18 protein-coding genes and 2 riboswitches are annotated in these 19,682 nt (G+C 72.1%); of the genes, 13 read left to right on the top strand and 5 right to left on the bottom strand.

The window, feature by feature from the left end; all coding sequences use genetic code 11:
- Nucleotides 1-171: 171 nt before the first annotated feature.
- The 6 genes from ACHBTE_RS34520 to ACHBTE_RS34495 all read left to right on the top strand — a co-directional run bounded on the left by ACHBTE_RS34520 (nt 172) and on the right by ACHBTE_RS34495 (nt 6,132).
- A complete protein-coding gene (locus ACHBTE_RS34520; protein WP_394729491.1) occupies nt 172-1,914 on the top strand; it encodes an MFS transporter in 1,743 nt (580 codons plus the stop codon).
- Nucleotides 1,915-2,040: 126 nt separating this feature from the next.
- Nucleotides 2,041-2,697 (top strand): class I SAM-dependent methyltransferase, encoded by a 657-nt coding sequence (locus ACHBTE_RS34515; protein WP_394729489.1) that lies wholly within the window; start codon nt 2,041-2,043, stop codon nt 2,695-2,697.
- Nucleotides 2,698-2,761: 64 nt separating this feature from the next.
- On the top strand, nt 2,762-3,709 hold the full coding sequence (locus ACHBTE_RS34510; RefSeq protein WP_394729487.1) for an N-acetylmuramoyl-L-alanine amidase: 948 nt from the start codon (nt 2,762-2,764) through the stop codon (nt 3,707-3,709).
- A 164-nt stretch (nt 3,710-3,873) separates the two neighbouring features.
- Nucleotides 3,874-4,662 (top strand): DUF5336 domain-containing protein, encoded by a 789-nt coding sequence (locus tag ACHBTE_RS34505; RefSeq protein ID WP_394729485.1) that lies wholly within the window; start codon nt 3,874-3,876, stop codon nt 4,660-4,662.
- 112 nt (nt 4,663-4,774) lie between these two features.
- A complete protein-coding gene (locus ACHBTE_RS34500; protein WP_394729483.1) occupies nt 4,775-5,785 on the top strand; it encodes an LLM class F420-dependent oxidoreductase in 1,011 nt (336 codons plus the stop codon).
- A 53-nt stretch (nt 5,786-5,838) separates the two neighbouring features.
- Nucleotides 5,839-6,132 (top strand): hypothetical protein, encoded by a 294-nt coding sequence (locus ACHBTE_RS34495; protein ID WP_394729481.1) that lies wholly within the window; start codon nt 5,839-5,841, stop codon nt 6,130-6,132.
- A 43-nt stretch (nt 6,133-6,175) separates the two neighbouring features.
- Here the strand turns inward: ACHBTE_RS34495 and ACHBTE_RS34490 are convergent, their stop codons facing one another.
- The 3 genes from ACHBTE_RS34490 to ACHBTE_RS34480 form a co-directional block, all read right to left on the bottom strand.
- Nucleotides 6,176-7,246: a prenyltransferase gene (locus ACHBTE_RS34490; RefSeq protein ID WP_394729479.1), complete on the bottom strand. Its 1,071-nt coding sequence runs from the start codon at nt 7,244-7,246 to the stop codon at nt 6,176-6,178.
- Nucleotides 7,243-7,977: a class I SAM-dependent methyltransferase gene (locus ACHBTE_RS34485; protein WP_394729477.1), complete on the bottom strand. Its 735-nt coding sequence runs from the start codon at nt 7,975-7,977 to the stop codon at nt 7,243-7,245. Before ACHBTE_RS34485 ends, ACHBTE_RS34490 begins: the two co-directional genes overlap by 4 nt.
- Before the next feature lie 112 nt (nt 7,978-8,089).
- Nucleotides 8,090-9,565, bottom strand: coding sequence for a glycosyltransferase family 4 protein (locus ACHBTE_RS34480; RefSeq protein ID WP_394729474.1), 1,476 nt, complete (start codon nt 9,563-9,565; stop codon nt 8,090-8,092).
- A gap of 212 nt (nt 9,566-9,777) precedes the next feature.
- Between ACHBTE_RS34480 and ACHBTE_RS34475 the strand changes: the two genes are divergently transcribed.
- Nucleotides 9,778-10,410 carry a TetR family transcriptional regulator gene (locus ACHBTE_RS34475; RefSeq protein WP_394729472.1) on the top strand — a complete coding sequence of 211 codons (633 nt, stop codon included), beginning with the start codon at nt 9,778-9,780 and terminating at the stop codon, nt 10,408-10,410.
- A 38-nt stretch (nt 10,411-10,448) separates the two neighbouring features.
- A riboswitch (TPP riboswitch) is annotated at nt 10,449-10,631 on the bottom strand.
- Between the two features lie 113 nt (nt 10,632-10,744).
- On the opposite strand, the gene ACHBTE_RS34470 is transcribed toward ACHBTE_RS34475, so the two are convergent.
- Together ACHBTE_RS34470 and ACHBTE_RS34465 are read right to left on the bottom strand one after the other, a co-directional pair.
- Complete coding sequence (locus tag ACHBTE_RS34470) at nt 10,745-10,978, bottom strand: ferredoxin (protein ID WP_394729470.1); 234 nt, start codon at nt 10,976-10,978, stop codon at nt 10,745-10,747.
- A 3-nt stretch (nt 10,979-10,981) separates the two neighbouring features.
- Nucleotides 10,982-12,439, bottom strand: a complete 1,458-nt coding sequence (locus ACHBTE_RS34465) for an aldehyde dehydrogenase (protein WP_394729468.1) — start codon at nt 12,437-12,439, stop codon at nt 10,982-10,984.
- A gap of 179 nt (nt 12,440-12,618) precedes the next feature.
- On the opposite strand from ACHBTE_RS34465, the gene ACHBTE_RS34460 reads away from it, so the two are divergent.
- From ACHBTE_RS34460 to ACHBTE_RS34435, 6 genes are all read left to right on the top strand, one after another.
- The gene (locus tag ACHBTE_RS34460) at nt 12,619-13,647 is read left to right on the top strand and encodes an MBL fold metallo-hydrolase (RefSeq protein ID WP_394729466.1); all 1,029 of its coding nucleotides are present in this window, start codon (nt 12,619-12,621) and stop codon (nt 13,645-13,647) included.
- Nucleotides 13,648-13,809: 162 nt separating this feature from the next.
- Nucleotides 13,810-13,874, top strand: a riboswitch (cobalamin riboswitch).
- A 138-nt stretch (nt 13,875-14,012) separates the two neighbouring features.
- Entirely contained in the window at nt 14,013-15,254 is a 1,242-nt protein-coding gene (locus tag ACHBTE_RS34455) for a prenyltransferase/squalene oxidase repeat-containing protein (protein WP_394729464.1), read from the top strand.
- Nucleotides 15,251-15,916 carry an SCO2322 family protein gene (locus tag ACHBTE_RS34450; protein WP_394729462.1) on the top strand — a complete coding sequence of 222 codons (666 nt, stop codon included), beginning with the start codon at nt 15,251-15,253 and terminating at the stop codon, nt 15,914-15,916. Before ACHBTE_RS34455 ends, ACHBTE_RS34450 begins: the two co-directional genes overlap by 4 nt.
- On the top strand, nt 15,916-17,028 hold the full coding sequence (locus ACHBTE_RS34445) for an energy-coupling factor transporter transmembrane component T (protein ID WP_394729460.1): 1,113 nt from the start codon (nt 15,916-15,918) through the stop codon (nt 17,026-17,028). Before ACHBTE_RS34450 ends, ACHBTE_RS34445 begins: the two co-directional genes overlap by 1 nt.
- Nucleotides 17,025-18,743 carry an ABC transporter ATP-binding protein gene (locus ACHBTE_RS34440; RefSeq protein ID WP_394729458.1) on the top strand — a complete coding sequence of 573 codons (1,719 nt, stop codon included), beginning with the start codon at nt 17,025-17,027 and terminating at the stop codon, nt 18,741-18,743. The genes ACHBTE_RS34445 and ACHBTE_RS34440 overlap by 4 nt, the downstream gene beginning before the upstream one ends.
- The gene (locus tag ACHBTE_RS34435) at nt 18,740-19,567 is read left to right on the top strand and encodes an ECF transporter S component (RefSeq protein ID WP_394729456.1); all 828 of its coding nucleotides are present in this window, start codon (nt 18,740-18,742) and stop codon (nt 19,565-19,567) included. The genes ACHBTE_RS34440 and ACHBTE_RS34435 overlap by 4 nt, the downstream gene beginning before the upstream one ends.
- The last annotated feature ends 115 nt before the right edge of the window (nt 19,568-19,682 follow it).

Genomic DNA, 19,682 nt, shown 5'->3' with positions numbered 1-19,682 from the left:
CCATCGCTGCCACACCGCACTCGGCGGCCAGCCACCGATCAGCCGTGTGAACAACCCTGCGGGTCAATACACCTAGGTCCACGGCCCTGCTTCATCAAGAACAGGTCAAGAAATCGTTAGCTGGCCAAAGCATCGGAATAGTTGCCCAGGCACACCGAGTTGGTCCACGACATGACACGAACGACGACCGACCAGCCCACCGGAAGAGCGGCCTCGGGCGCCCTCGTCCCGGTCCTCGCCTTCGCGGGCATCGTTGTCGCGGTGATGCAGACCCTGCTCGTCCCGGTCATCAAGGACCTGCCGCAGCTGCTGAGCACCGCGCCCAGCAACGCCACCTGGGTCCTGACCTCGACCCTGCTCTCCGGCGCCGTCGCCACCCCGATCATGGGCAGGCTGGGAGACCTGTACGGCAAGCGGCGCATGCTGATAGCCAGCCTGGCCGTGATGGTGCTCGGCGCCCTCGTCAGCGCCGTCACCAGCGACCTGCTCCTGATGATCGTCGGCCGTACCCTCCAGGGCTTCGCGATGGGCGCGATCCCCCTCGGTATCGGCCTGATGCGCGACATGCTGCCCCGCGAGCGGCTCGGCTCGGCGATGGCCCTGATGAGCTCCTCGATCGGCGTCGGCGGCGGACTCGCGCTCCCCGCCGCCGCACTGGTCGCCCAGAACGCCGACTGGCACGTCCTCTACTACGGAGCCGCCGGCCTCGGCGTCCTCGCCATCGCCCTCACCCTCGTCGTCGTACCGGAGTCCGAGGTCCGCGCGAAGGGCTCCTTCGACGTGCTGGGCGCGCTCGGCCTCTCCGCCGGCCTGGTCCTCTTCCTCCTGCCGATCACCAAGGGCAGCGACTGGGGCTGGACCTCCGGCACCACGCTCGGGCTCTTCGCCGCGTCGGTCGTCGTCCTCCTCCTCTGGGGCCTGTACGAGCTGCGCACCAAGGCCCCGCTGGTCGATCTGCGCACCACGGCCCGCCCGGCCGTCCTCTTCACCAACCTCGCCTCGATCATGGTCGGCGTCAGCTTCTACGTCGTCTCCCTGGTCCTCCCCCAGCTGCTCCAGCTGCCGAAGGAGACCGGCTACGGCCTCGGCCAGTCGATGGTGGTGGCGGGCCTGCTGGTGGCCCCGCTCGGGCTGACGATGATGTTCACCGCCCCCGTCTATGCCCGCCTCTCGGCGAAGTACGGCCCCAAGACCACCCTGATCCTCGGCATGCTGATCATCGCGGTCGGCTACGGCGCCGGCCTCGGCCTGATGAGCGCCCCCTGGCAGAGCCTCGTCATCGCCGTGGTCCTCGGCGCGGGCATCGGCCTGGCCTACTCCTCCCTCCCCGCCCTGATCGTCGGCGCGGTCCCCGCCTCGGAGACGGGCGCGGCGAACGGCCTCAACACACTGATGCGCTCCATCGGTACGTCCGTGTCGAGCGCCGTGATCGGCATGGTGCTGGCGAACACCGCGAACGACGTCGGCGGCGTCGAGGTCCCGACGATGCACGGCTTCCGTGTCTCCTTCCTGATCGCGACGGCCGCGGTGGCGATCGGCCTGCTCCTGGCCCTGTTCCTGCCCAAGCACCGCCCCGCCGCCCATCCGCAGCTGCGCGCCGCCAGCGAGGAGGACGCCAATCTGGAGCGCGCCGAGGAGGTCCTGCGCGGCTTCCGCGGCCGGGTCCTGGACGCGGCGGGCGCTCCGGTGGCCCGCGCGAACGTGACCCTGATCGACCGCCGGGGCCGGCAGGCCGGCGCGGCCCTCTCCGCCGAGGACGGCTCGTACACCCTCGCCGTCCCCGCCCAAGGCGCCTACGTCCTGGCCGCCCGCGCCGACGGCCACGCCCCGCTGGCCTCGTCGGCGACGCACACGGGCGACGACGCCACGGTCGACCTGGACCTCTCGCTGCCGGGCGAGACGGTCGGTGCCTGAGACCCCCCGTCCACCGGGCCCACTCACGAACGGCACACCCGCCCGCACCACACCCTCGTCACCCTCGTGACGGGGGTGTGGTGCACGATGGGCGCCCATACGCTCGTACGACCGAAAGGCACCCGCATGGCCCCCGCCCCGGCCCCCAAGCCCGAGATCCTGGCCGCGTTCGAGGCGGCGAAGGGCTTCATGCCCGTGGGCGAGGGGCTCGCGCTCCACGCGGCGGCCGTCGAGGCCGGACGCCTCGGCCTGCCCCTCCTGGAGGTCGGCACGTACTGCGGTCGCTCCACGATCCTGCTCGCCGACGCCGCCCGCGCCGCCGGAGTGACGGCCCTCACGGTCGACCACCACCGCGGCAGCGAGGAGCAGCAGCCGGGCTGGGAGTACCACGACCCGGAGACCGTCGACCCCACGCTCGGCCTGATGGACACGCTGCCGACGTTCCGCCGCACACTGCACGCGGCGGGACTGGAGGAGCACGTGATCGCCCTCGTCGGCCGCTCCCCCCAGGTCGCCGGGATCTGGAACTCCCCCCTCGGCCTGGTCTTCATCGACGGCGGCCACACCGACGAGCACGCGAACGCCGACTACGAGGGCTGGGCCCCTCATGTCGCCGAGGGCGGACTGCTGGTCATCCACGACGTCTTCCCGGACCCGGTGGACGAGTTCACCGGACAGGCGCCGTACCGCGTCTATCTGCGGGCGCTGGAGTCGGGGGCGTTCACGGAGGTGTCGGTGACGGATTCGCTGCGCGTGCTGAAGCGGACGGGGTCGGGGGTCTGAACTCCCGCCTTGCTCGACCGTGCCTTCCCGGCACGGGGCCTGGTCGGCCCGTAAGGTGTCAGGCGTGTCGTACGTAGGTCCGGACTTCGATCCTCCCCAGCCCCGCCGCCGTCGCCGCCGCGCCCTGACCATGGCAGCCGCCGCCCTCGTGCCGGGGGCGCTGCTCGGTTGGCTGCTGTACGAGGCGGTGGGCGGCGACGGAGACGGCGCCGGCAACGCGGCCGTACGGTCGTCCGAATCGCCGTCGAGCGCGGCGCCGACGCCCTCCACCACGACCGACGACAAGCCGCCGGGCCCCACCCCCACCGCCGACTCGACCTCCGCGCCCGCCGGGTCCGGCCCCCTCAAGGGCAAGGTCGTCGTCATCGACCCGGGCCACAACCCGAACAACTTCCAGCACACCGCCGAAATCAACCGCAAGGTGAACATCGGCACGAACTGGAAGGAGTGCGACACGACGGGGACTTCGACGAACGACGGTTACACCGAAGCCAAGTTCACGCTGGACGTCGCCCACCGCATGCGCACCCTGCTGGAGAAACAGGGCGCCACGGTCAAGTTCACGCAGGACGGCGACCGTTCATGGGGCCCGTGCGTGGACGAACGCGCACGCATCGGCAACGACGCGCACGCCGACGCCGTCGTCTCCATCCACGCGGACGGCGCGGGCGCCGGCCAACGCGGCTTCCACGTCATCCTCCCGGGCAAGGTCGACGAGGGCGCCGCCGACACCGGCCCGATCGTCGCCCCGTCCCGCGCCCTCGGCGAACGCATCGCGGGCTCCTTCGTCCGCGTCACGGGCAACGCCCCCTCCAACTATGTCGGCGACGGCACCGGCCTGGTCACGCGTAAGGATCTCGGCGGTCTCAATCTGTCAACGGTTCCCAAGGTGTTCGTCGAGTGCGGCAACATGCGCGATAGCAAGGACGCGGCGCAGCTCACCAGTGACACCTGGCGACAGAAGGCGGCGCGAGGGATCTCTGAGGGAATCGTGAGTTTCCTGCGCGGGTAATGGTCCACGGGTTGATCCCGGCGGACAGCCTCGTCGGTCGGACGATAAGGTCGTCCTTACGATGAGGGGCCACCCCCGCGCTTCACACCGGGGCCTGACGGCGACATGGTGACAGCGACGCCTCCAGCGATGCCGATGTTGAGACGACTGACGAAGGACCTGAAGTGAATATCCGCTCCCTCACTCGAGGCGACGGCGTGGTGATCGGAGCAGCGGTATTGCTGTTCATCGCGTCGTTCCTCCAGCTCTACTCCGCCTCCGGGTACAACATTGACATCAATGGGTGGGAAAACCTCGGCCTCGGCTTCGGTACCTACCTGGGCGGGGTCATCGGTGCCGCCCTGATCGTCGTCAACCGTCTACTGCCCCAGCCGCGCAAGGTCGCCGGACTGGACCTCGGGACAGTTGGTGTGGCATTCACCGTGCTCGCCGCGTGGAGCCTCTTCTGGACTCTGGTGGACGTTCCCGAGGGCGGCAGCGCCGCCGCAGGTCTGATCCTCGGCTTCATCGCGGCCCTGATCCTCGCAGCCGCCGCCATCGCCACCCCCCTCGTCCCCGCCCTCCAGGCCGCCCTTCTCCCGGCCCCCGGCCCCGCCGCCCCCCAGCCCTACGGCGCCCAGCCGCCCGGTGGTTACGGGTACCCGGGCGGGCAGCCGGCGCAGCCGGGGCAGCCGTACGGTGGGCAGCCGCAGGCCGGGCAGCCCTTCGGTGGTGGGCAGCCGCAGCAGGCGCAGCAGCCGCAGGCGCCCGCCGGGGACTTCTCGCCGTTCTGGTTCGCCGTGCCCGTGCCGCGTCCGCTGTTCCCGGAGGACGGCTCGCAGACGCCGATCGCCGAACTGGCGCCGGGCACCTGGTACCTGGCCGTCGAGCAGCGCGGTCCGGCCCTGGTCGCGCAGACGCAGGACGGCCGCCGCGGTGTCCTCCAGGACACGTCGGGGATCCAGCGCGGCTGAGTCCGAAGAGTCGTAGTCGTACGACGGCCCCTCACCCTTCCCGGTGGGGGGCCGTTGTCGTACAGTCGCAAGCCTCAGCACTGATCTGACGAACCGTCAGGAGGCGGCGGCCATGCGGCTCGGGCTCGCACTCGGTTACTGGGGCCGCGGCCCCTCCTCGGACCATGTGCCCCTCGCCCAGGAGGCCGAGCGGCTCGGCTACGACTCGGTGTGGACCGCCGAGTCCTGGGGCTCCGACGCCTTCACACCGCTCACCTGGATCGCCGCGCGGACGTCGAGGATCGGGCTGGGTACGGCCGTTGCCCAGATGGCCGCACGCTCCCCGACCACGACCGCCATGCACGCGCTCACGCTCGACCACCTCTCCGGCGGGCGCATGAGGCTCGGGCTGGGGCTGTCGGGGCCGCAGGTGGTGGAGGGGTGGTACGGGAGGCCGTTCCCCGCCTCGCCGTTGACCGCCACCCGTGAGTACGTCGACGTCATACGGCAGGTGCTGCGGCGCGAGGCGCCGGTGGCGCTGGACGGGCGCTTCCACTCCCACCCGTACGAAGGGCCGGACGGCACCGGGCTCGGGAAGGCCCTGAAGTCCATCACCCATCCGCTCCGCGCCGATCTGCCGATCCTGCTGGGCGCCGAGGGGCCGAAGAACGTCGCCCAGACGGCCCGGATCGCCGACGGCTGGCTGCCGCTCTACTGGTCACCGAGCAGGCCCGACGCGTACGGGGAGGCGGTGGCCCGGCTGCCGGAGGGCTTCGTCGTCGCCCCCATGGCCCAGGTGCGGGTCTGCGACGACGTAGCCGAGGGGCTGGTCCCGGTCAAGGTGATGCTCGGCTTCTACATCGGCGGCATGGGGCACGCGGCCCGCAACTTCCACGCCGATCTGATGGCACGCATGGGGTACGAGGAGCAGGCCCGCCGGATCCAGCGGCTGTTCCTGGAGGGGCGGCGCGAGGAGGCCGTGCGTGCCGTCCCGGACGCGTTCGCCGACGAGATATCGCTGGTCGGCCCGCGTGAACGCATCGCCGAACGGCTGGAGTCGTGGCGGAAGGGACCGGTGACGGATCTGCTGGCGCTGGCGCCGGATCCGCACACCCTGCGGGTGCTCGCCGAGCTCAACTCCTGAACGGCCCCTGACCGGCCTGGTTTCATCCAGGGTTCAAGGGTTACCCGGAGGGCATGTCCCCCAGATATCGCAACGGTGCGAACCAGGCCGGCACGGTCATTGCGATCGTCGCCGACATCATGGCCCTCATCCTGGGTCTGTGGATCCTGATGTATCTGCTCGACGCCAACCCCGCGAACGACTTCGTGCAGTTCGTCCATGACGCGGCACGCTGGCTGGCGGGTTGGTCCTACGACCTGTTCACGTTCGACGAGGCGTGGGCGCGCGTCGTGGCCGGGTACGGACTGGCCGCCGTGGTCTACCTGTTCGTGGGCCACGCCATCGCCAATCGCGTACACCGGCACTGACGTACACCGGCGCTGATGTACACCGGCACAGACGCCGGTCACCTCACGCGCAGCAGTCCGGGTCCAGACCGGTCGGCAGGTGCTCGCCGCCGAACACCGCGCAGGTGGCCTCATGGCCGCCGAGCGCGGCGACGGCCAGCAGCAGCGAACCCGCCGTCCAGGTCGTCAGCTCGAGCGGCCAGACGGCGTCGTCGTCGAAGACATAGCCCGTCCAGTACAGGCCGCTCTCCGGATCGCGCAGGTGCTGGATGGACTGGAGGATGTCAAGCGCACGGTCGGACTCACCCATCGCCCAGAGCGCGAGGGCGAGTTCGGCCGACTCGCCGCCCGTGACCCACGGGTTGGGCACGACGCAGCGCACCCCGAGGCCGGGGACCACGAATCGCTCCCAGCCCTCCTCCATGCGTGACTTGGCCTCGGCGCCGGTCAACGCGCCGCCGAGGACCGGGTAGTACCAGTCCATCGAGTAGCGGTCCTTGTCCAGGAACCGCTCCGGGTGGCGGCGGATCGCGTGCCGCAGCGCGCCCGCCGCCAACTCCCAGTCGGGCTGCGGCTCTTCACGCTGCTCGGCGATGGCGAGCGCGCAGCGCAGCGCGTGGTGGATGGAGGACGAACCGGTGAGCAGCGCGTCCTTCGTCGCGGTGCCGTCGGCGTCGCGCCGCCAGCCGATCTGGCCGCCGGGCTGCTGGAGCTTGAGCACGAACTCGATCGCCGCGTGGACGGCGGGCCACATGCGGTCCAGGAACGTGTCGTCGCCGGTGGAGAGATAGTGGTGCCAGACGCCCACGGCTATGTAGGCGACGAAGTTGGTCTCGCGCCCGGTGTCGGTGACGTCGTCGAAGGCGCCGTCCTGGTAGGCGGCGTACCAGGAGCCGTCCTCGTTCTGATGCTCCGCCAGCCAGGCGTACGCCCGCTCGGCCGCGGCGTGTTCACCGGCCGTGTCCAGCGCCATCGCCGCCTCGACGTGGTCCCACGGGTCGAGGTGATGCCCGCGGAACCAAGGGATCGCCCCGTCCTCCCGCTGTACCGCGAGGATGCCGGCCACGGTCGCGGCGGCCTGCTCGGCGGTGAGGACCCCGGGCAGGACGAGGTGTTCTGTCCGGGGAGTCGTCACTTGGCGTCCACCCGGGGGAGATGCGGCTTGGTCGCGTACGCGACGAAGCTCTTGCCGATCAGCGGGTTCAGCGCCTGCTCGGCGACCCGGGTGGCCAGCGGCTTCTTCATGATGTCCCAGACCAGCAGCTTGTGGTACGCCCGCACCGGCAGCGCCTTGTCGTTGTCGACGCCGAACGCGCACTTCAGCCACCAGTACGGGGAGTGCAGGGCGTGGGCGTGGTGGGTGCCGTAGGGCTTGAGGCCGGCCTCGCGGATCTTGGTGAGCAGCTCGTCCGCCTTGTAGATGCGGATGTGGCCGCCCTCGACCTCGTGGTACTCGTCGGACAGCGCCCAGCAGACCTTCTCGGGGCCGTAGCGCGGCACGGTGACGGCGATACGGCCGCCGGGCTTCAGCACCCGGACCATCTCGGCGAGTACGCCCTTGTCGTCCGGGATGTGCTCCATGACCTCGGAGATGATCACGACGTCGAAGGACTCGTCGGGAAAGGGCAGCGCGAGGGCGTTGCCCTCCATCGCCGTCGCGGTGGCTCCCTCGGGGGCTTCCCCGGCCTCCTTCATCGCCGCGAACCACTTCGCGACCTCGCGGATCTCCTCGCCGTTCTGGTCCAGCGCCACGACCTGGGCGCCGCGCCGGTAGCACTCGAACGCGTGCCGGCCGGCACCGCAGCCGAGGTCCAGGACACGGTCGCCCGGGGCGAGCGGGAACCGGGAGAAGTCGACGGTCAGCACGTGGGCCTGCTTTCGCGGTCGGAAGGGTGGGGGTGGGAGGAGGTGTCGGAGGCGGCGGGGGCGGGGGGCGTGGAACCGGACCGGCCGGCGTCGGCGATCGCGTGCACGGCGGTCATGGAGCGGCCTCGCCGACCTTCGCGGCCCCGGCGGTCTGCGCGGCACCGGCGACCTTCGCGGCCCCGCCGACCTGCGCGGCCTCGATCACCCTTGTCGGGCCGGCGTCCGGTGTGTTCCCGGAGCGGCCCGTGCCTATCGCCGCCGGGCCGCCGGAACCCCGCTCCGCGGGCCTCGCTCCCGCCATCGCCTCGCGGTACCGGGCCACCGTCCCCTCCGCCGCCCGCGCCCATGTGAAGTGCCGCAGGACGCGCTCGCGTCCGGCGCTGCCCAGCCGCAGGCGCAGGTCCTCGTCGGACAGCAGTCGGCTCAGCGCGGTGGCGAGCGCGCCGGGGTCGCCCGGCGGCACCGCCAGACAGGTCTCGCCGTCGCGGCCGGCGACCTCCGGGATCGCGCCGCCGGTCGTGGCGACCAGCGGCGTCCCGGTGGCCATGGCCTCGGCGGCCGGCAGGGAGAAGCCCTCGTACAGGGACGGCACGCACGCGACCTGCGCCGAGCGGACCAGGTCGACCAGTTCGGCGTCCGAGATGCCCTTGACGAAGTCGACGGCGCCTTCGAGGCCGTAGCGCTCGACCGCCTGGGCGACGGGCCCCTCCGTGGGCCGCTTGCCTACGACGACGAGGTGGGCGTCGGGCTGTTCGGTGCGGACCTTCGCGAGCGCCTCGATGAGGAACACCAGGCCCTTGAGCGGGACGTCCGCGCTGGACGTCGTCACGATCCGGCCGGGCACGACACGCACCGAGGCGTCCGGCGAGAAGAGGTCGGTGTCGGCGCCGATGTGAACGACGTGGACCCGGTCCTCGCGGACACCGAGATGGTCGACGATCTCCTGGCGGGAGGTCCCGGACACGGTGAGGACCGACGGCAGGCGGCGCGCGACGCGCTTCTGCATCCGGGTGAAGGCGTACCAGCGCCGCTTGGACAGGCGCTGCTGCCAGCCGACGGCCGCGTCCAGCTCCAACTGCCGGTCGACGGTGATGGGGTGGTGGATGGTGGTGACGAGGGGGGCGCCGACGTCACCCAACAGGCCGTAGCCCAGCGTCTGGTTGTCGTGCACGACGTCGAAGTCGCCGCTCCGGGCGCGCAGATGGCGGCGGGCTCGCAGGGAGAAGGTCAGGGGCTCGGGGAAGCCGCCGGTCCACATGGTGGCGACTTCCAGCGCGTCGATCCAGTCGCGGTACTCGTCGCGCTTCGGGGTGCGAAAGGGGTCCGGCGAGCGGTAGAGGTCGAGGCTGGGGAGCTCCGTCAGGGTGAGGCGGTCGTAGCCCTCGTCCAGGACGGGATACGGCTGGGAGCCGATGACCTCGACCCGGTGGCCGAGGCGGGCCAGCTCGCGCGAGAGATGCCGTACGTAGACGCCCTGGCCGCCGCAGAACGGGTTCCCTTTATAGGTGAGGAGCGCGATGTTGAGCGGTCGCTCGCCGTCGGCTGCGAGGTCCTCCTGGGGACCCGCCTGACTGGCCTCAGCGGTCACTCTGGGCCCCCTTCTGCCTGCGATGTCCCGCGAGATTACGCCGGGACGCTAATCTAGAACAAGTTTCAGACTTGATCGTCCAGGAGGCTCTGAATCTACCGGCAGGTAGGGGCACTGTGAGCAGTGGATCAGGTGATTCGCGCCACGGCGGACGCCCTGCCATGCTCGGTGCGATCATCAGCCCTCACCGACTGTCACGGAGAACGGGACGCATGCCTGCGGAAGCCAAGCTCGACGCCACCGCGCGGACCCCCTCCCCGCCCCTCACCGAGCGGCAGGAGGCCCGCCGCCGGCGCATCCTGCACGCCAGCGCGCAGCTCGCCAGCCGGGGCGGTTTCGACGCCGTCCAGATGCGCGAGGTCGCGGAGTCCTCGCAGGTGGCGCTCGGCACGCTGTACCGCTACTTCCCGTCCAAGGTGCATCTGCTGGTCGCCACGATGCAGGACCAGTTGGAGCACATGCACGGCACGCTGCGCAAGAAGCCGCCGCAGGGGCGGACCGCCGCCGAGCGGGTGGCGGAGACGCTGATGCGGGCCTTCCGCGCGCTCCAGCGCGAACCGCATCTGGCGGATGCGATGGTGCGGGCGCTGACCTTCGCCGACCGGAGTGTCTCGCCCGAGGTCGACCAGGTGTCCCGGCAGACGACGGTGATCATCCTGGACGCGATGGGCCTGGAGAACCCGACGCCCGAGCAGTTGTCCGCCGTCCGCGTCATCGAGCACACCTGGCACTCGGCCCTGATCACCTGGCTCTCCGGCCGTGCCTCGATCGCCCAGGTGAAGATCGACATCGAGACGGTCTGCCGGCTGATCGACCTGACCGGCCCGGAAGGGCACGACGAGTAGCCGAGAGAAGCACGAGCAGGCACGAGACGGCACGCGAAAGACCTACGAGACGGGTTCCCTTCGCCGGCATTGTCCGGATCAGGTGATGGGGGTCGCCTTCCCGTCGTACGACACGTACGGCGTTCCAGCCTCTCAGCCCGACCGTCGACGTCGGCCCCAGCGGAAACCGTCTGCTTCGCGCCAGAGTCGGCTACTCCGGTCGAACTCCCTCACTCGCCTCGTAGGCCGACTTCCAGAATAGAACAATTAGCCGGAAATGAACCCTTCGGGAGTGGAATTTTCGAGCGGTTCTCCGGCCGCCTCACCCTGCCTCACCCTGTCTCACCACCCCGCTTCAGTCCTCCGGCGGGAACACCGGCTCCCCGCTCTCCAGCAGCGTGATCACGATCGCCTCCACCGGGCAGTTCTCCGCCGCGGCCAGCACCTTCTCGTTCGCGTCGGTCTCCGGGTCGGCCGGATGGGACTGGCGGCCGGTGTCGAGACGGAACCCGCCGGGGGCGTGGTGGACGCACTGGGCCGAGCCGATGCACACCGACCGGTCGACCTCGACGTGCCAGCGGTCGCCCATCGGCTACGCCTCCCAGTCCGCCGGGAGGTGGATCATCTTGTGCTCCAGATACTCGCCGAAGCCCTCGGGGCCGAACTCCCGCCCGAGCCCTGAGTTCTTGTAGCCGCCGAACGGGCCCAGCATGTCCAGGCTGAAGGTGTTCACCGAGTAGGTGCCGGTCCTGACCTGCCGTGCGACCTCGACACCGTGCGCGGCGTCGGCGGTCCAGACACTGCCGCTCAGGCCGTAGTCCGAGTCGTTCGCGATCTTCACGGCCTCGGCCTCGTCGCCGTACGGCAACAGGCAGATCACCGGGCCGAAGATCTCCTCGCGCGCGATCCGCATGGAGTTGTCGACGTCCCCGAAGAGCGTCGGCTCGACGTACCAGCCCCGCTCCAGCCCCTGCGGACGCCCGCCGCCGGTCAGGATCTTCGCGCCCTCCTCCTGGCCGATCCGGATGTAGTCGAGGTTCCGGCGCTGCTGCCGCTCCGCCACCAGCGGGCCCACCTGGGTCGCGGGGTCCAGCGGGTCGCCGACCACCAGCGCGCCGGCCGCCGCGGCGAGGGCCTCGGCGAACTCGTCGTAGCGCGAGCGCGGGAGCAGGATGCGCGTCTGGGCCACGCACGCCTGGCCGTTGTTCATCCAGGCCGCCGGGACGACTCCGGCGACGGTCGCCTCGACGTCCGCGTCCGGCAGGACCACCGCCGCCGACTTGCCGCCCAACTCCAGGGTGACCCGGGTGAGATTGCGGGCGGCGACCTCCATGACGCGCTTTCCCGCCGCCACCGAGCCGGTGAAGGAGACCTTGTCGATGCCGGGGTGCCCGACCAGGTACTCGCTCACCTCGCGGTCCGCCGGGAGGATGGACAGCACGCCCTCAGGGAGCCCGGCGTCCCTCGCGATCTCGGCGAGCAGATAGGCGTCCAGGGGTGACTCGGGCGACGGCTTCAGCACGACCGTGCAGCCGGTGAGCAGCGCGGGCGCGAGCTTGGCGGCGGCGACGAACTGCGGGACGTTCCAGGGGACCACGGCCGCGACGACGCCGACCGGCTCGCGCCGCACGAGGATCTTGCCGAGCACGCCGGCGCGCTGTTCCTCGTAGGTGAAGTTCCGCGCGACCGTGATCGCCGCGTCCCACACCATCATCGCGCCGAGCGCCTGGGCGAGGACGCTCCAGGAGTACGGGGAGCCGTTCTCGCGGGAGATGACGCGGGCGATCTCCTCGTGCCGTACGGCGATCGCGTCCTTGATGCGGGTGACGACCTCGATCCGCTCGTCGAGGCTCGCCCGCGGCCAGGGCCCTTCGTCGAACGCCTCGCGGGCCACCGCGACCGCGCGGTCGACGTCGGCGGGTGAGGCGTGCGGTACGCGTCCGATGACCTCCTCGGTGTGCGGGGAGATCACCTCGATGACGTCCTTGCCCAGGGGGTCGGTCAACTCCCCGCCGATGAACAGCTGTCCGTGTTCCACGAGCTCGGTCATGGCCGACGCCTCCTGCGGAGCTGGAGCGGGATTCCTTGGTTCCTTGCGCTGTTTCTGACGTTGTTTCAGAACTGATACCAGTTCTAGTTATAGTGGGCAATGGTCGCGAGGACCGTACGTGGGGGACCGTACGTGGAGGGCCGGCAGTACGCCGGGCGGAGCCAGGACGGGGGAAGGCCATGGCGCAGGTGTACGACCACGGCGGGGGCGTCCGGTCGGTGCGGGTCCCGATCCCGGACAACCCGCTCGGGCACACCCTGGTGTATGTCGTCGACACCGACCGCGGCCCGGTGCTAATCGACACCGGCTGGGACGACCCGGCGTCCTGGGACACCCTGGTGGCGGGCCTTACGGCGTGCGGGACCGCGCCCGGCGAGATCCACGGCGTCGTCATCACCCACCACCACCCCGACCACCACGGTCTGTCCGGCAAGGTCCGCGAGGTCTCCGGCGCCTGGCTCGCCATGCACGCGGCGGACGCCGCGATCGTGCGGCGCACCCGCTCGACCCGCCCCGAGCGTTGGTTCTCCTACATGGCGGACAAACTCACCGCGGCGGGCGCCCCCGAGGGCCATGTCGCCCCGCTCCGCGCCGCCCGCCGTCCGGGCACCCTGCCCGGCTTCGCCCCCGCCGCACCCGACCGCGAGATCGTCCCCGGCGAACTCCTCGACCTCCCCGGCCGCCGCCTGCGCGCGATCTGGACCCCGGGCCACACCCCCGGCCACGTCTGTCTGCACCTGGAGGAGGAGCACCCGGCGCGGCTGCCCGGGCAGGGCCGTCTGTTCTCCGGCGACCATCTGCTCCCGGGGATCACCCCGCACATCGGCCTGTACGAGGACCCCGACGACACGGCCGTCACCGACCCCCTCGGGGACTATCTCGCCTCCCTCGAACGCGTGGGCCGCCTCGCCCCCGCCGAGATCCTCCCGGCCCACCAGCACGCCTTCACCGACGCACCCGCGCGGGTACGGCAGTTACTGGCCCACCACGAGACCCGCCTCACCGGACTCCTCACCCTCCTCGCCGCCCCCCTCACCCCTTGGCAGCTCGCCGAGCGCATGGAGTGGAACCGCCCCTGGGAGCAGATCCCGTACGGCTCCCGGAACATCGCAATCGCGGAGGCGGAGTCCCACTTGCGGCGGCTGGTGAAGCTGGGGCGGGCGGAGGCGGTGACGGGGAGCGATCCGGTGGCGTACGTGGCGGTCTGAGGATCATTGCCCAGCCGAGCAGCCACAGTCCCGCAGTCCCGCAGTCCCGCCCTCCCCGTCGCCCCGATACGGCGAACCCACCGCCCCTCGCGGCCTCCCCTCGGCCGCTTTCCTACGGGCCGGTAGAGTAGCCGCGTCGTCATCACACCCGTACGGGGGAAAGCCGGTGCAAATCCGGCGCTGACCCGCAACCGTGAACCGGCCGTCCGACAGGCCGGTGAGCCGGATCGCCCCGTACGGATTCGTGACCGGCTCACGTGCACCGGCAACCGGCCGGGGCACGGCACCGTCGAGGTATACGGAGCCGAGCCGCCGGGGTCTCCCCTGCGCTGCCCGGCCCCTTCAGGGAAGGGCATCCGCCGATCATGTACGTCCGCCGCACCGCCGCGGCCCTGGCCGCCGTCACCGTGATCGGCACGGTCACGCCCGCCTTCGCCGCCGACCCGTCCCCGTCCGCGTCGCCGTCGGTGGCGCTGCCCGCGGGCCTGTACGGCACGTCCGACCCGACCTACGACGGCGTGTGGCGCCAGTCGCTGGCGCTGCTCGCGCAGAACACGGTCGGGGTGAAGCCGGCCGACAAGGCCGTGGACTGGCTCACCGGGCAGCAGTGCGCCGACGGCGCGTTCGCCCCGTTCCGTGCCGACACCTCGAAGAAGTGCGGGCCGAAGACTCCGGTCGACACCAACAACACGGCCGCCGCCGTCCAGGCCCTCGCCGCGCTCCGCGGGCACGACGCCGCCACCGGCAAGGCGGTGACCTGGCTGAAGTCCGTGCAGAACAAGGACGGCGGCTGGGGGTACATGCCGGGCGGCGCGAGCGACGCGAACTCGACGTCCGTCGTGATCGGCGCGCTCGCGGCCGTCGGTGAGAAGCCGGCGGACGTGCGCAAGGGCGGCAAGTCCCCGTACGACGCCCTGCTGGCGCTTTCCCTGCCGTGCGGTGACGAGGACGCGGGGGCGTTCGCGTTCCAGCCCGACAAGAAGGGGGCGCTGGCGGCCAACGGCGACGCGACCGCCGCGGGTGTGCTGGGCGTCCTCGGCGAGGGGCTCGTGGTGACGGCCGGCAAGGAGTCCGAGGACGCCGGGAAGTGCCTGGGCGGCAAGAAGCCGACGCCTGCTGACGCGGCCGTCAACGGCGCCGGCTACCTCGGCGGCGCTCTCGGCAAGACCGGGTACCTGAAGTCCGTGATGCCCGGCGCCGAGGACCAGCCCGACTACGGCAACACCGCCGACGCGGTGGTGGCGCTCGCCGCCGCGGGCCTGACCGAGCAGAGCCGCAAGTCCCTGGACTGGCTGGAGAAGGAGTCCGCCGGCTGGGCGAAGCAGAGCGGCCCCGCCGCGTACGCCCAGCTGATCTTCGCCGCCCAGGCCACCGGCACCGACCCTCGTGACTTCGGCGGCGCCGACCTCGTCGAGCAGCTCAACGCGACGGGTCCGGCACCCCGGTCGGCGCCGAACGCGTCGGACACCGCGTCGGCCACGCCCTCGGACAAGGAGAAGGAGGACGACGACAGCGCCTTCGGCGTCTGGTGGTACGTCGGTGTCTTCCTGATCGTCGGCATCGGCATCGGCTTCCTGATGAGCGGCCGCAGGAAGGGCCGGCAGTGATCCGCCGTGCCGTCGCCGTCCTGCTGGCCGCGCTGGTCCTGCTGACCGGCGCGGCCCAGGCCGCCCAGGCGGCCGGTTACCGCTACTGGTCCTTCTGGGACCGCGACGGCGGCTCCTGGACCTACGCCACCCAGGGCCCCTCCCTGGCCCGCCCGTCCGACGGTGACGTCCAGGGCTTCCGCTTCGCGGTGAGCGCGGACTCGAAGGACGCGGCCCAGCCTCGGGGCGCGGCCGTGTTCGAGGTGATCTGCGCGCGGACTCCGGCGCAGGACGGCAAGAAGCGGGTCGCCCTGGTCATCGACTTCGGCACTCCGCAGGACGCCCCGTCGGGCGAGACGCCCCCGGCCCGCCGCACGGTCTGCGCACGGGTGGCCCCGGACGCGACGACGGCGGAGGCACTGGCGGCCGTCGCGGGGCCGCTGCGCTACGACACCAGCGCCCTGCTGTGCGCGATCGCGGGCTACCCCCGCAAGGGCTGCGGCGAGCAGGTGTCGGGGTCGGCCGACGAGCCGACGTCCACGCGGACCCCGGCCGGCGCGGCGAAGGAGGAGTCGAAGGACGACTCGGCCGGCGGCCCGTCGGTGGGCCTGGTGGCCGGGATCGGCGCGGTGACCGTCCTCGCGGCGGCAGCGATCTGGCAGGCACGACGGCGGCGGCAGTAGTGGCCGGGGCACAACTGCACCCCGGCGCGTGGTGGCTGTGGGCCCTCGCCCTCGGGACCGCGGCCACCCGCACCACCAACCCCCTCCTGCTCGCCCTCCTCATGGCGACGTCCGGCTATGTCGTGGCGACCTGCCGCTCCCACGCCCCGTGGGCGCGCTCCTACGCCACCTTCGTCAAACTCGCCCTCGTCGTGATCCTCATCCGGCTCTTCTTCGCCGTCGTCCTCGGCTCCCCGATCCCCGGCACGCATGTGATCGTCACGCTGCCCGAACTCCCCCTCCCCGACTGGGCGCAGGGCATCCGCCTCGGCGGGAGGGTCACCGCCGAGACCGTCGTGTTCGCCTTCTACGACGGCCTGCGGCTGGCCACCCTGCTCATCTGCGTCGGTGCGGCGAACGCCCTCGCCAACCCCACCCGGTTGCTGAAGTCCCTGCCCGGCGCCCTGTACGAGATGGGCGTCGCGGTGGTCGTCGCCCTCACCTACGCCCCCAACCTCATCGCCGACGTCCAGCGCCTGCGTGCCGCCCGTCGGCTGCGCGGCCGGCCCGACCGGGGCATACGCGGACTCCTGCACGTCGGACTCCCGGTCCTGGAAGGCGCGTTGGAGCGCTCGGTCGCCCTGGCCGCCGCGATGGACGCCCGCGGCTACGGCCGTACCGCCGACGTCCCGCCCCGCGTGCGCCGTACGACCAACGCCCTCACCCTGGGCGGCCTGCTCGGCGTCTGCGCGGGCACGTACGGGCTGCTGACCGCCGCGGGCGGCACCTACGGGCTGCCGACGCTGATCGCCGGGCTGGCCGCCGCCGTGGCCGGGCTCCGCCTCGGCGGTCGCCGTGCCCTGCGCACCCGTTACCGCCCGGACCGCTGGGACGCGCGTGCCTGGCTGGTCGCCGGGTCCGGCGTGGCCGTCGCCGCCCTGCTGGCCCTCGCCGCCGCCCGCGACCCGGCCGCCCTGGCCCCCGGCGTGGTCCCCCTGGTCGCGCCCGCCCTGCCCCTGTGGCCCGCCGCGGCCGTCCTGATCGGCCTGCTCCCCGCCTTCGTCAGTCCGGCGCCCCGCGAGTCCGCACCCCGCCGCCCCGCCCTCGGTCCCGCTCGTAAGGAGCCGTCGTGATCCGCTTCGAGAACGTCTCGGTGACGTACGACGGCGCCGCCGAACCCACCGTCCAGGGCATGGACTTCGAGGTCCCGGAGGGTGAGCTGGTCCTCCTCGTCGGCCCTTCCGGCGTCGGCAAGTCCACCCTGCTGGGCGCCGTGAGCGGTCTGGTCCCGCACTTCACCGGCGGCACCCTGCGCGGCCGGGTCACGGTGGCCGGCCGTGACACCCGCACCCACAAGCCGCGCGAACTCGCCGACGTCGTCGGCACGGTGGGCCAGGATCCGCTCTCCCACTTCGTGACCGACACCGTCGAGGACGAGCTGGCCTACGGCATGGAGTCCCTGGGGCTCGCCCCGGACGTGATGCGCCGCCGGGTCGAGGAGACCCTGGACCTGCTGGGCCTGGCCGATCTGCGCGCCCGCTCCATCGCCACGCTCTCCGGCGGTCAGCAACAGCGCGTGGCGATCGGTTCGGTCCTCACGCCTCATCCCAGGGTCCTGGTCCTCGACGAGCCGACCTCCGCGCTGGATCCGGCGGCGGCGGAGGAGGTCCTCGCCGTGCTGCAACGCCTGGTCCACGACCTCGGAACCACGGTCCTGATGGCGGAACACCGCCTGGAGCGGGTCGTGCAGTACGCGGACCGGCTCGTCCTCCTCCCCTCCCTCGCCGCGCCTCCGGTCATCGGCGCCCCGGCGGAGGTGATGGCCGTGTCCCCGGTGTATCCCCCGGTCGTCGACCTCGGCCGGCTGGCCGACTGGGCCCCCCTCCCCCTGACCGTCCGGGACGCCCGACGCCGGGCCGAGGACTTGCGGGACCGTCTCGCCCCCAAGGAGGGCGGGGAACAGCGGGAGCAACCACAAGGCACCCCCGGCCGCCACGCGTCCACACCCCCCGCCCCCGTGAGCACGCCCAAGCCCCGCCGCTGGTTCACCCGGACCCCCGTGCCCGCCCGCCCCGCCGACCCCACTCCCCCCTCCCCCACCGCGGCCGAGGTACGAGCCCTCTCGGTGACCCGGGACCGCGTCCAGGCCCTGCGTCACGTGGACCTCACCGTCACCCCCGGCGAGACCATCGCGCTGATGGGCCGCAACGGCGCCGGAAAGTCCACGCTCCTCAACACGCTGGTCGGCCTGGTGAAACCGACCTCCGGCCGGGTGCGCGTCGGCGGAGCCGAACCCCACCGCACCCCGCCCGGCGAACTCGTCCACCACGTCGGCCTCGTCCCGCAGGAACCCCGCGACCTGCTGTACGCCGACACGGTCGCCGCCGAGTGCACGGCCGCCGACCAGGACGCCGGCGCCGAGGCCGGTACCTGCCGGGCCCTGGTGACCGAGCTGCTGCCGGGCATCCCCGACGACGCCCACCCCCGCGATCTCTCGGAGGGCCAGCGGCTGACGCTCGCCCTGGCCGTCGTCCTGACCGCCCGCCCGCCGCTCCTGCTGCTCGACGAACCGACCCGCGGTCTCGACTACGCGGCGAAGGCGCGGCTCGTCACGCTGTTGCGCGACCTCGCCGCCCACGGGCATGCCATCGTCCTGGCCACCCATGACGTGGAGCTGGCCGCCGAACTGGCGCACCGGGTGATCCTGCTCGCCGAGGGCGAGGTGATCGCCGACGGCCCCACCGCCGAGGTCGTCGTCTCCTCCCCGTCCTTCGCCCCGCAGGTCACCAAGATCCTGGCCCCGCAGCAGTGGCTCACGGTCGCGCAGGTGCGGAAGGCGCTGTCATGACCGGATCCGAGAAGCAGGCCCGCCCCATCCGGCTCGGCCCCCGTTCCGTCGCCACCCTCCTGCTGGTGAGCGCCGTGGGAGTGGCCGCGCTCGGCTGGCCCTTCCTCGCCCCGCCCGCCGCGGAGGTCAGCGCCCACGCCAAGGACGCCCCCTGGCTCTTCACCGGCCTGCTTCTGCTGCTGGTGGCCGTCGTCGCGGCGACGATCGCCGAGTCCGGGCTGGGCCCTAAGGCCGTGGCGATGCTGGGTGTGCTGGCGGCGACCGGCGCCGCGCTGCGCCCCCTCGGCGCGGGCACGGCGGGCATCGAGCCGATGTTCTTCCTGATGGTGCTCAGCGGCCGGGTTCTCGGCCCCGGGTTCGGCTTCGTCCTCGGGGCGATCACCATGTTCGCGTCCGCCCTGCTCACGGGCGGGGTGGGGCCCTGGATGCCGTTCCAGATGCTGTCGATGGGCTGGTTCACGATGGGCGCCGGGCTGCTGCCGGGCCCGGACCGGCTCCGGGGCCGCGGCGAGCTGCTGCTGCTCGCGGGATACGGCTTCCTCGCCGCGTTCGCCTACGGCACGGTGATGAACATGCAGGGCTGGCCCTATCTCCTCGCGGACGGCTCGAACATCGCCCCCGAACCGGCTGCCGGGCCCCTGGGCAACCTCGCCCGCTTCGTCGCGTACTGCCTGGCCACCTCGCTCGGCTGGGATCTGGGCCGGGCGGTCGTCACCGTGGTCCTCACCCTGGTCCTCGGCCCGGCGATCCTCCGGGCGCTGCGCCGGGCCACGCGTCGGGCGGCCTTCGAGAGCCCGGTCACATTCGACGCTCCCCCACGGTGAGGACCCACGCGCGGACCGTCACCCGCACGGTGAACCACCCCACATGACCCACATCACCTACGACCCTCATTAGTCGGGCAAATCGGACGGGATGCGCTCGACAGAACGGCCGCCG

The sequence above is a fragment of the Streptomyces sp. M41 genome, from assembly GCF_043673425.1.
GTDB lineage: Bacteria > Actinomycetota > Actinomycetes > Streptomycetales > Streptomycetaceae > Streptomyces.
Note: the sequence above shows the minus strand (reverse complement) of the source record. Positions and strands in the feature narration are given on the sequence as shown.

Coding starts and splice junctions, on each gene's coding strand:
- ACHBTE_RS34460 (WP_394729466.1), top strand. CDS start 12,619: ATGGCGCAGGTGTACGACCACGGCGGGGGCGTCCGGTCGGTGCGGGTC.
- ACHBTE_RS34470 (WP_394729470.1), bottom strand. CDS start 10,978: ATGGGCGACCGCTGGCACGTCGAGGTCGACCGGTCGGTGTGCATCGGC.
- ACHBTE_RS34500 (WP_394729483.1), top strand. CDS start 4,775: ATGCGGCTCGGGCTCGCACTCGGTTACTGGGGCCGCGGCCCCTCCTCG.
- ACHBTE_RS34515 (WP_394729489.1), top strand. CDS start 2,041: ATGGCCCCCGCCCCGGCCCCCAAGCCCGAGATCCTGGCCGCGTTCGAG.
- ACHBTE_RS34475 (WP_394729472.1), top strand. CDS start 9,778: ATGCCTGCGGAAGCCAAGCTCGACGCCACCGCGCGGACCCCCTCCCCG.
- ACHBTE_RS34435 (WP_394729456.1), top strand. CDS start 18,740: ATGACCGGATCCGAGAAGCAGGCCCGCCCCATCCGGCTCGGCCCCCGT.
- ACHBTE_RS34495 (WP_394729481.1), top strand. CDS start 5,839: ATGTCCCCCAGATATCGCAACGGTGCGAACCAGGCCGGCACGGTCATT.
- ACHBTE_RS34520 (WP_394729491.1), top strand. CDS start 172: ATGACACGAACGACGACCGACCAGCCCACCGGAAGAGCGGCCTCGGGC.
- ACHBTE_RS34465 (WP_394729468.1), bottom strand. CDS start 12,439: ATGACCGAGCTCGTGGAACACGGACAGCTGTTCATCGGCGGGGAGTTG.
- ACHBTE_RS34455 (WP_394729464.1), top strand. CDS start 14,013: ATGTACGTCCGCCGCACCGCCGCGGCCCTGGCCGCCGTCACCGTGATC.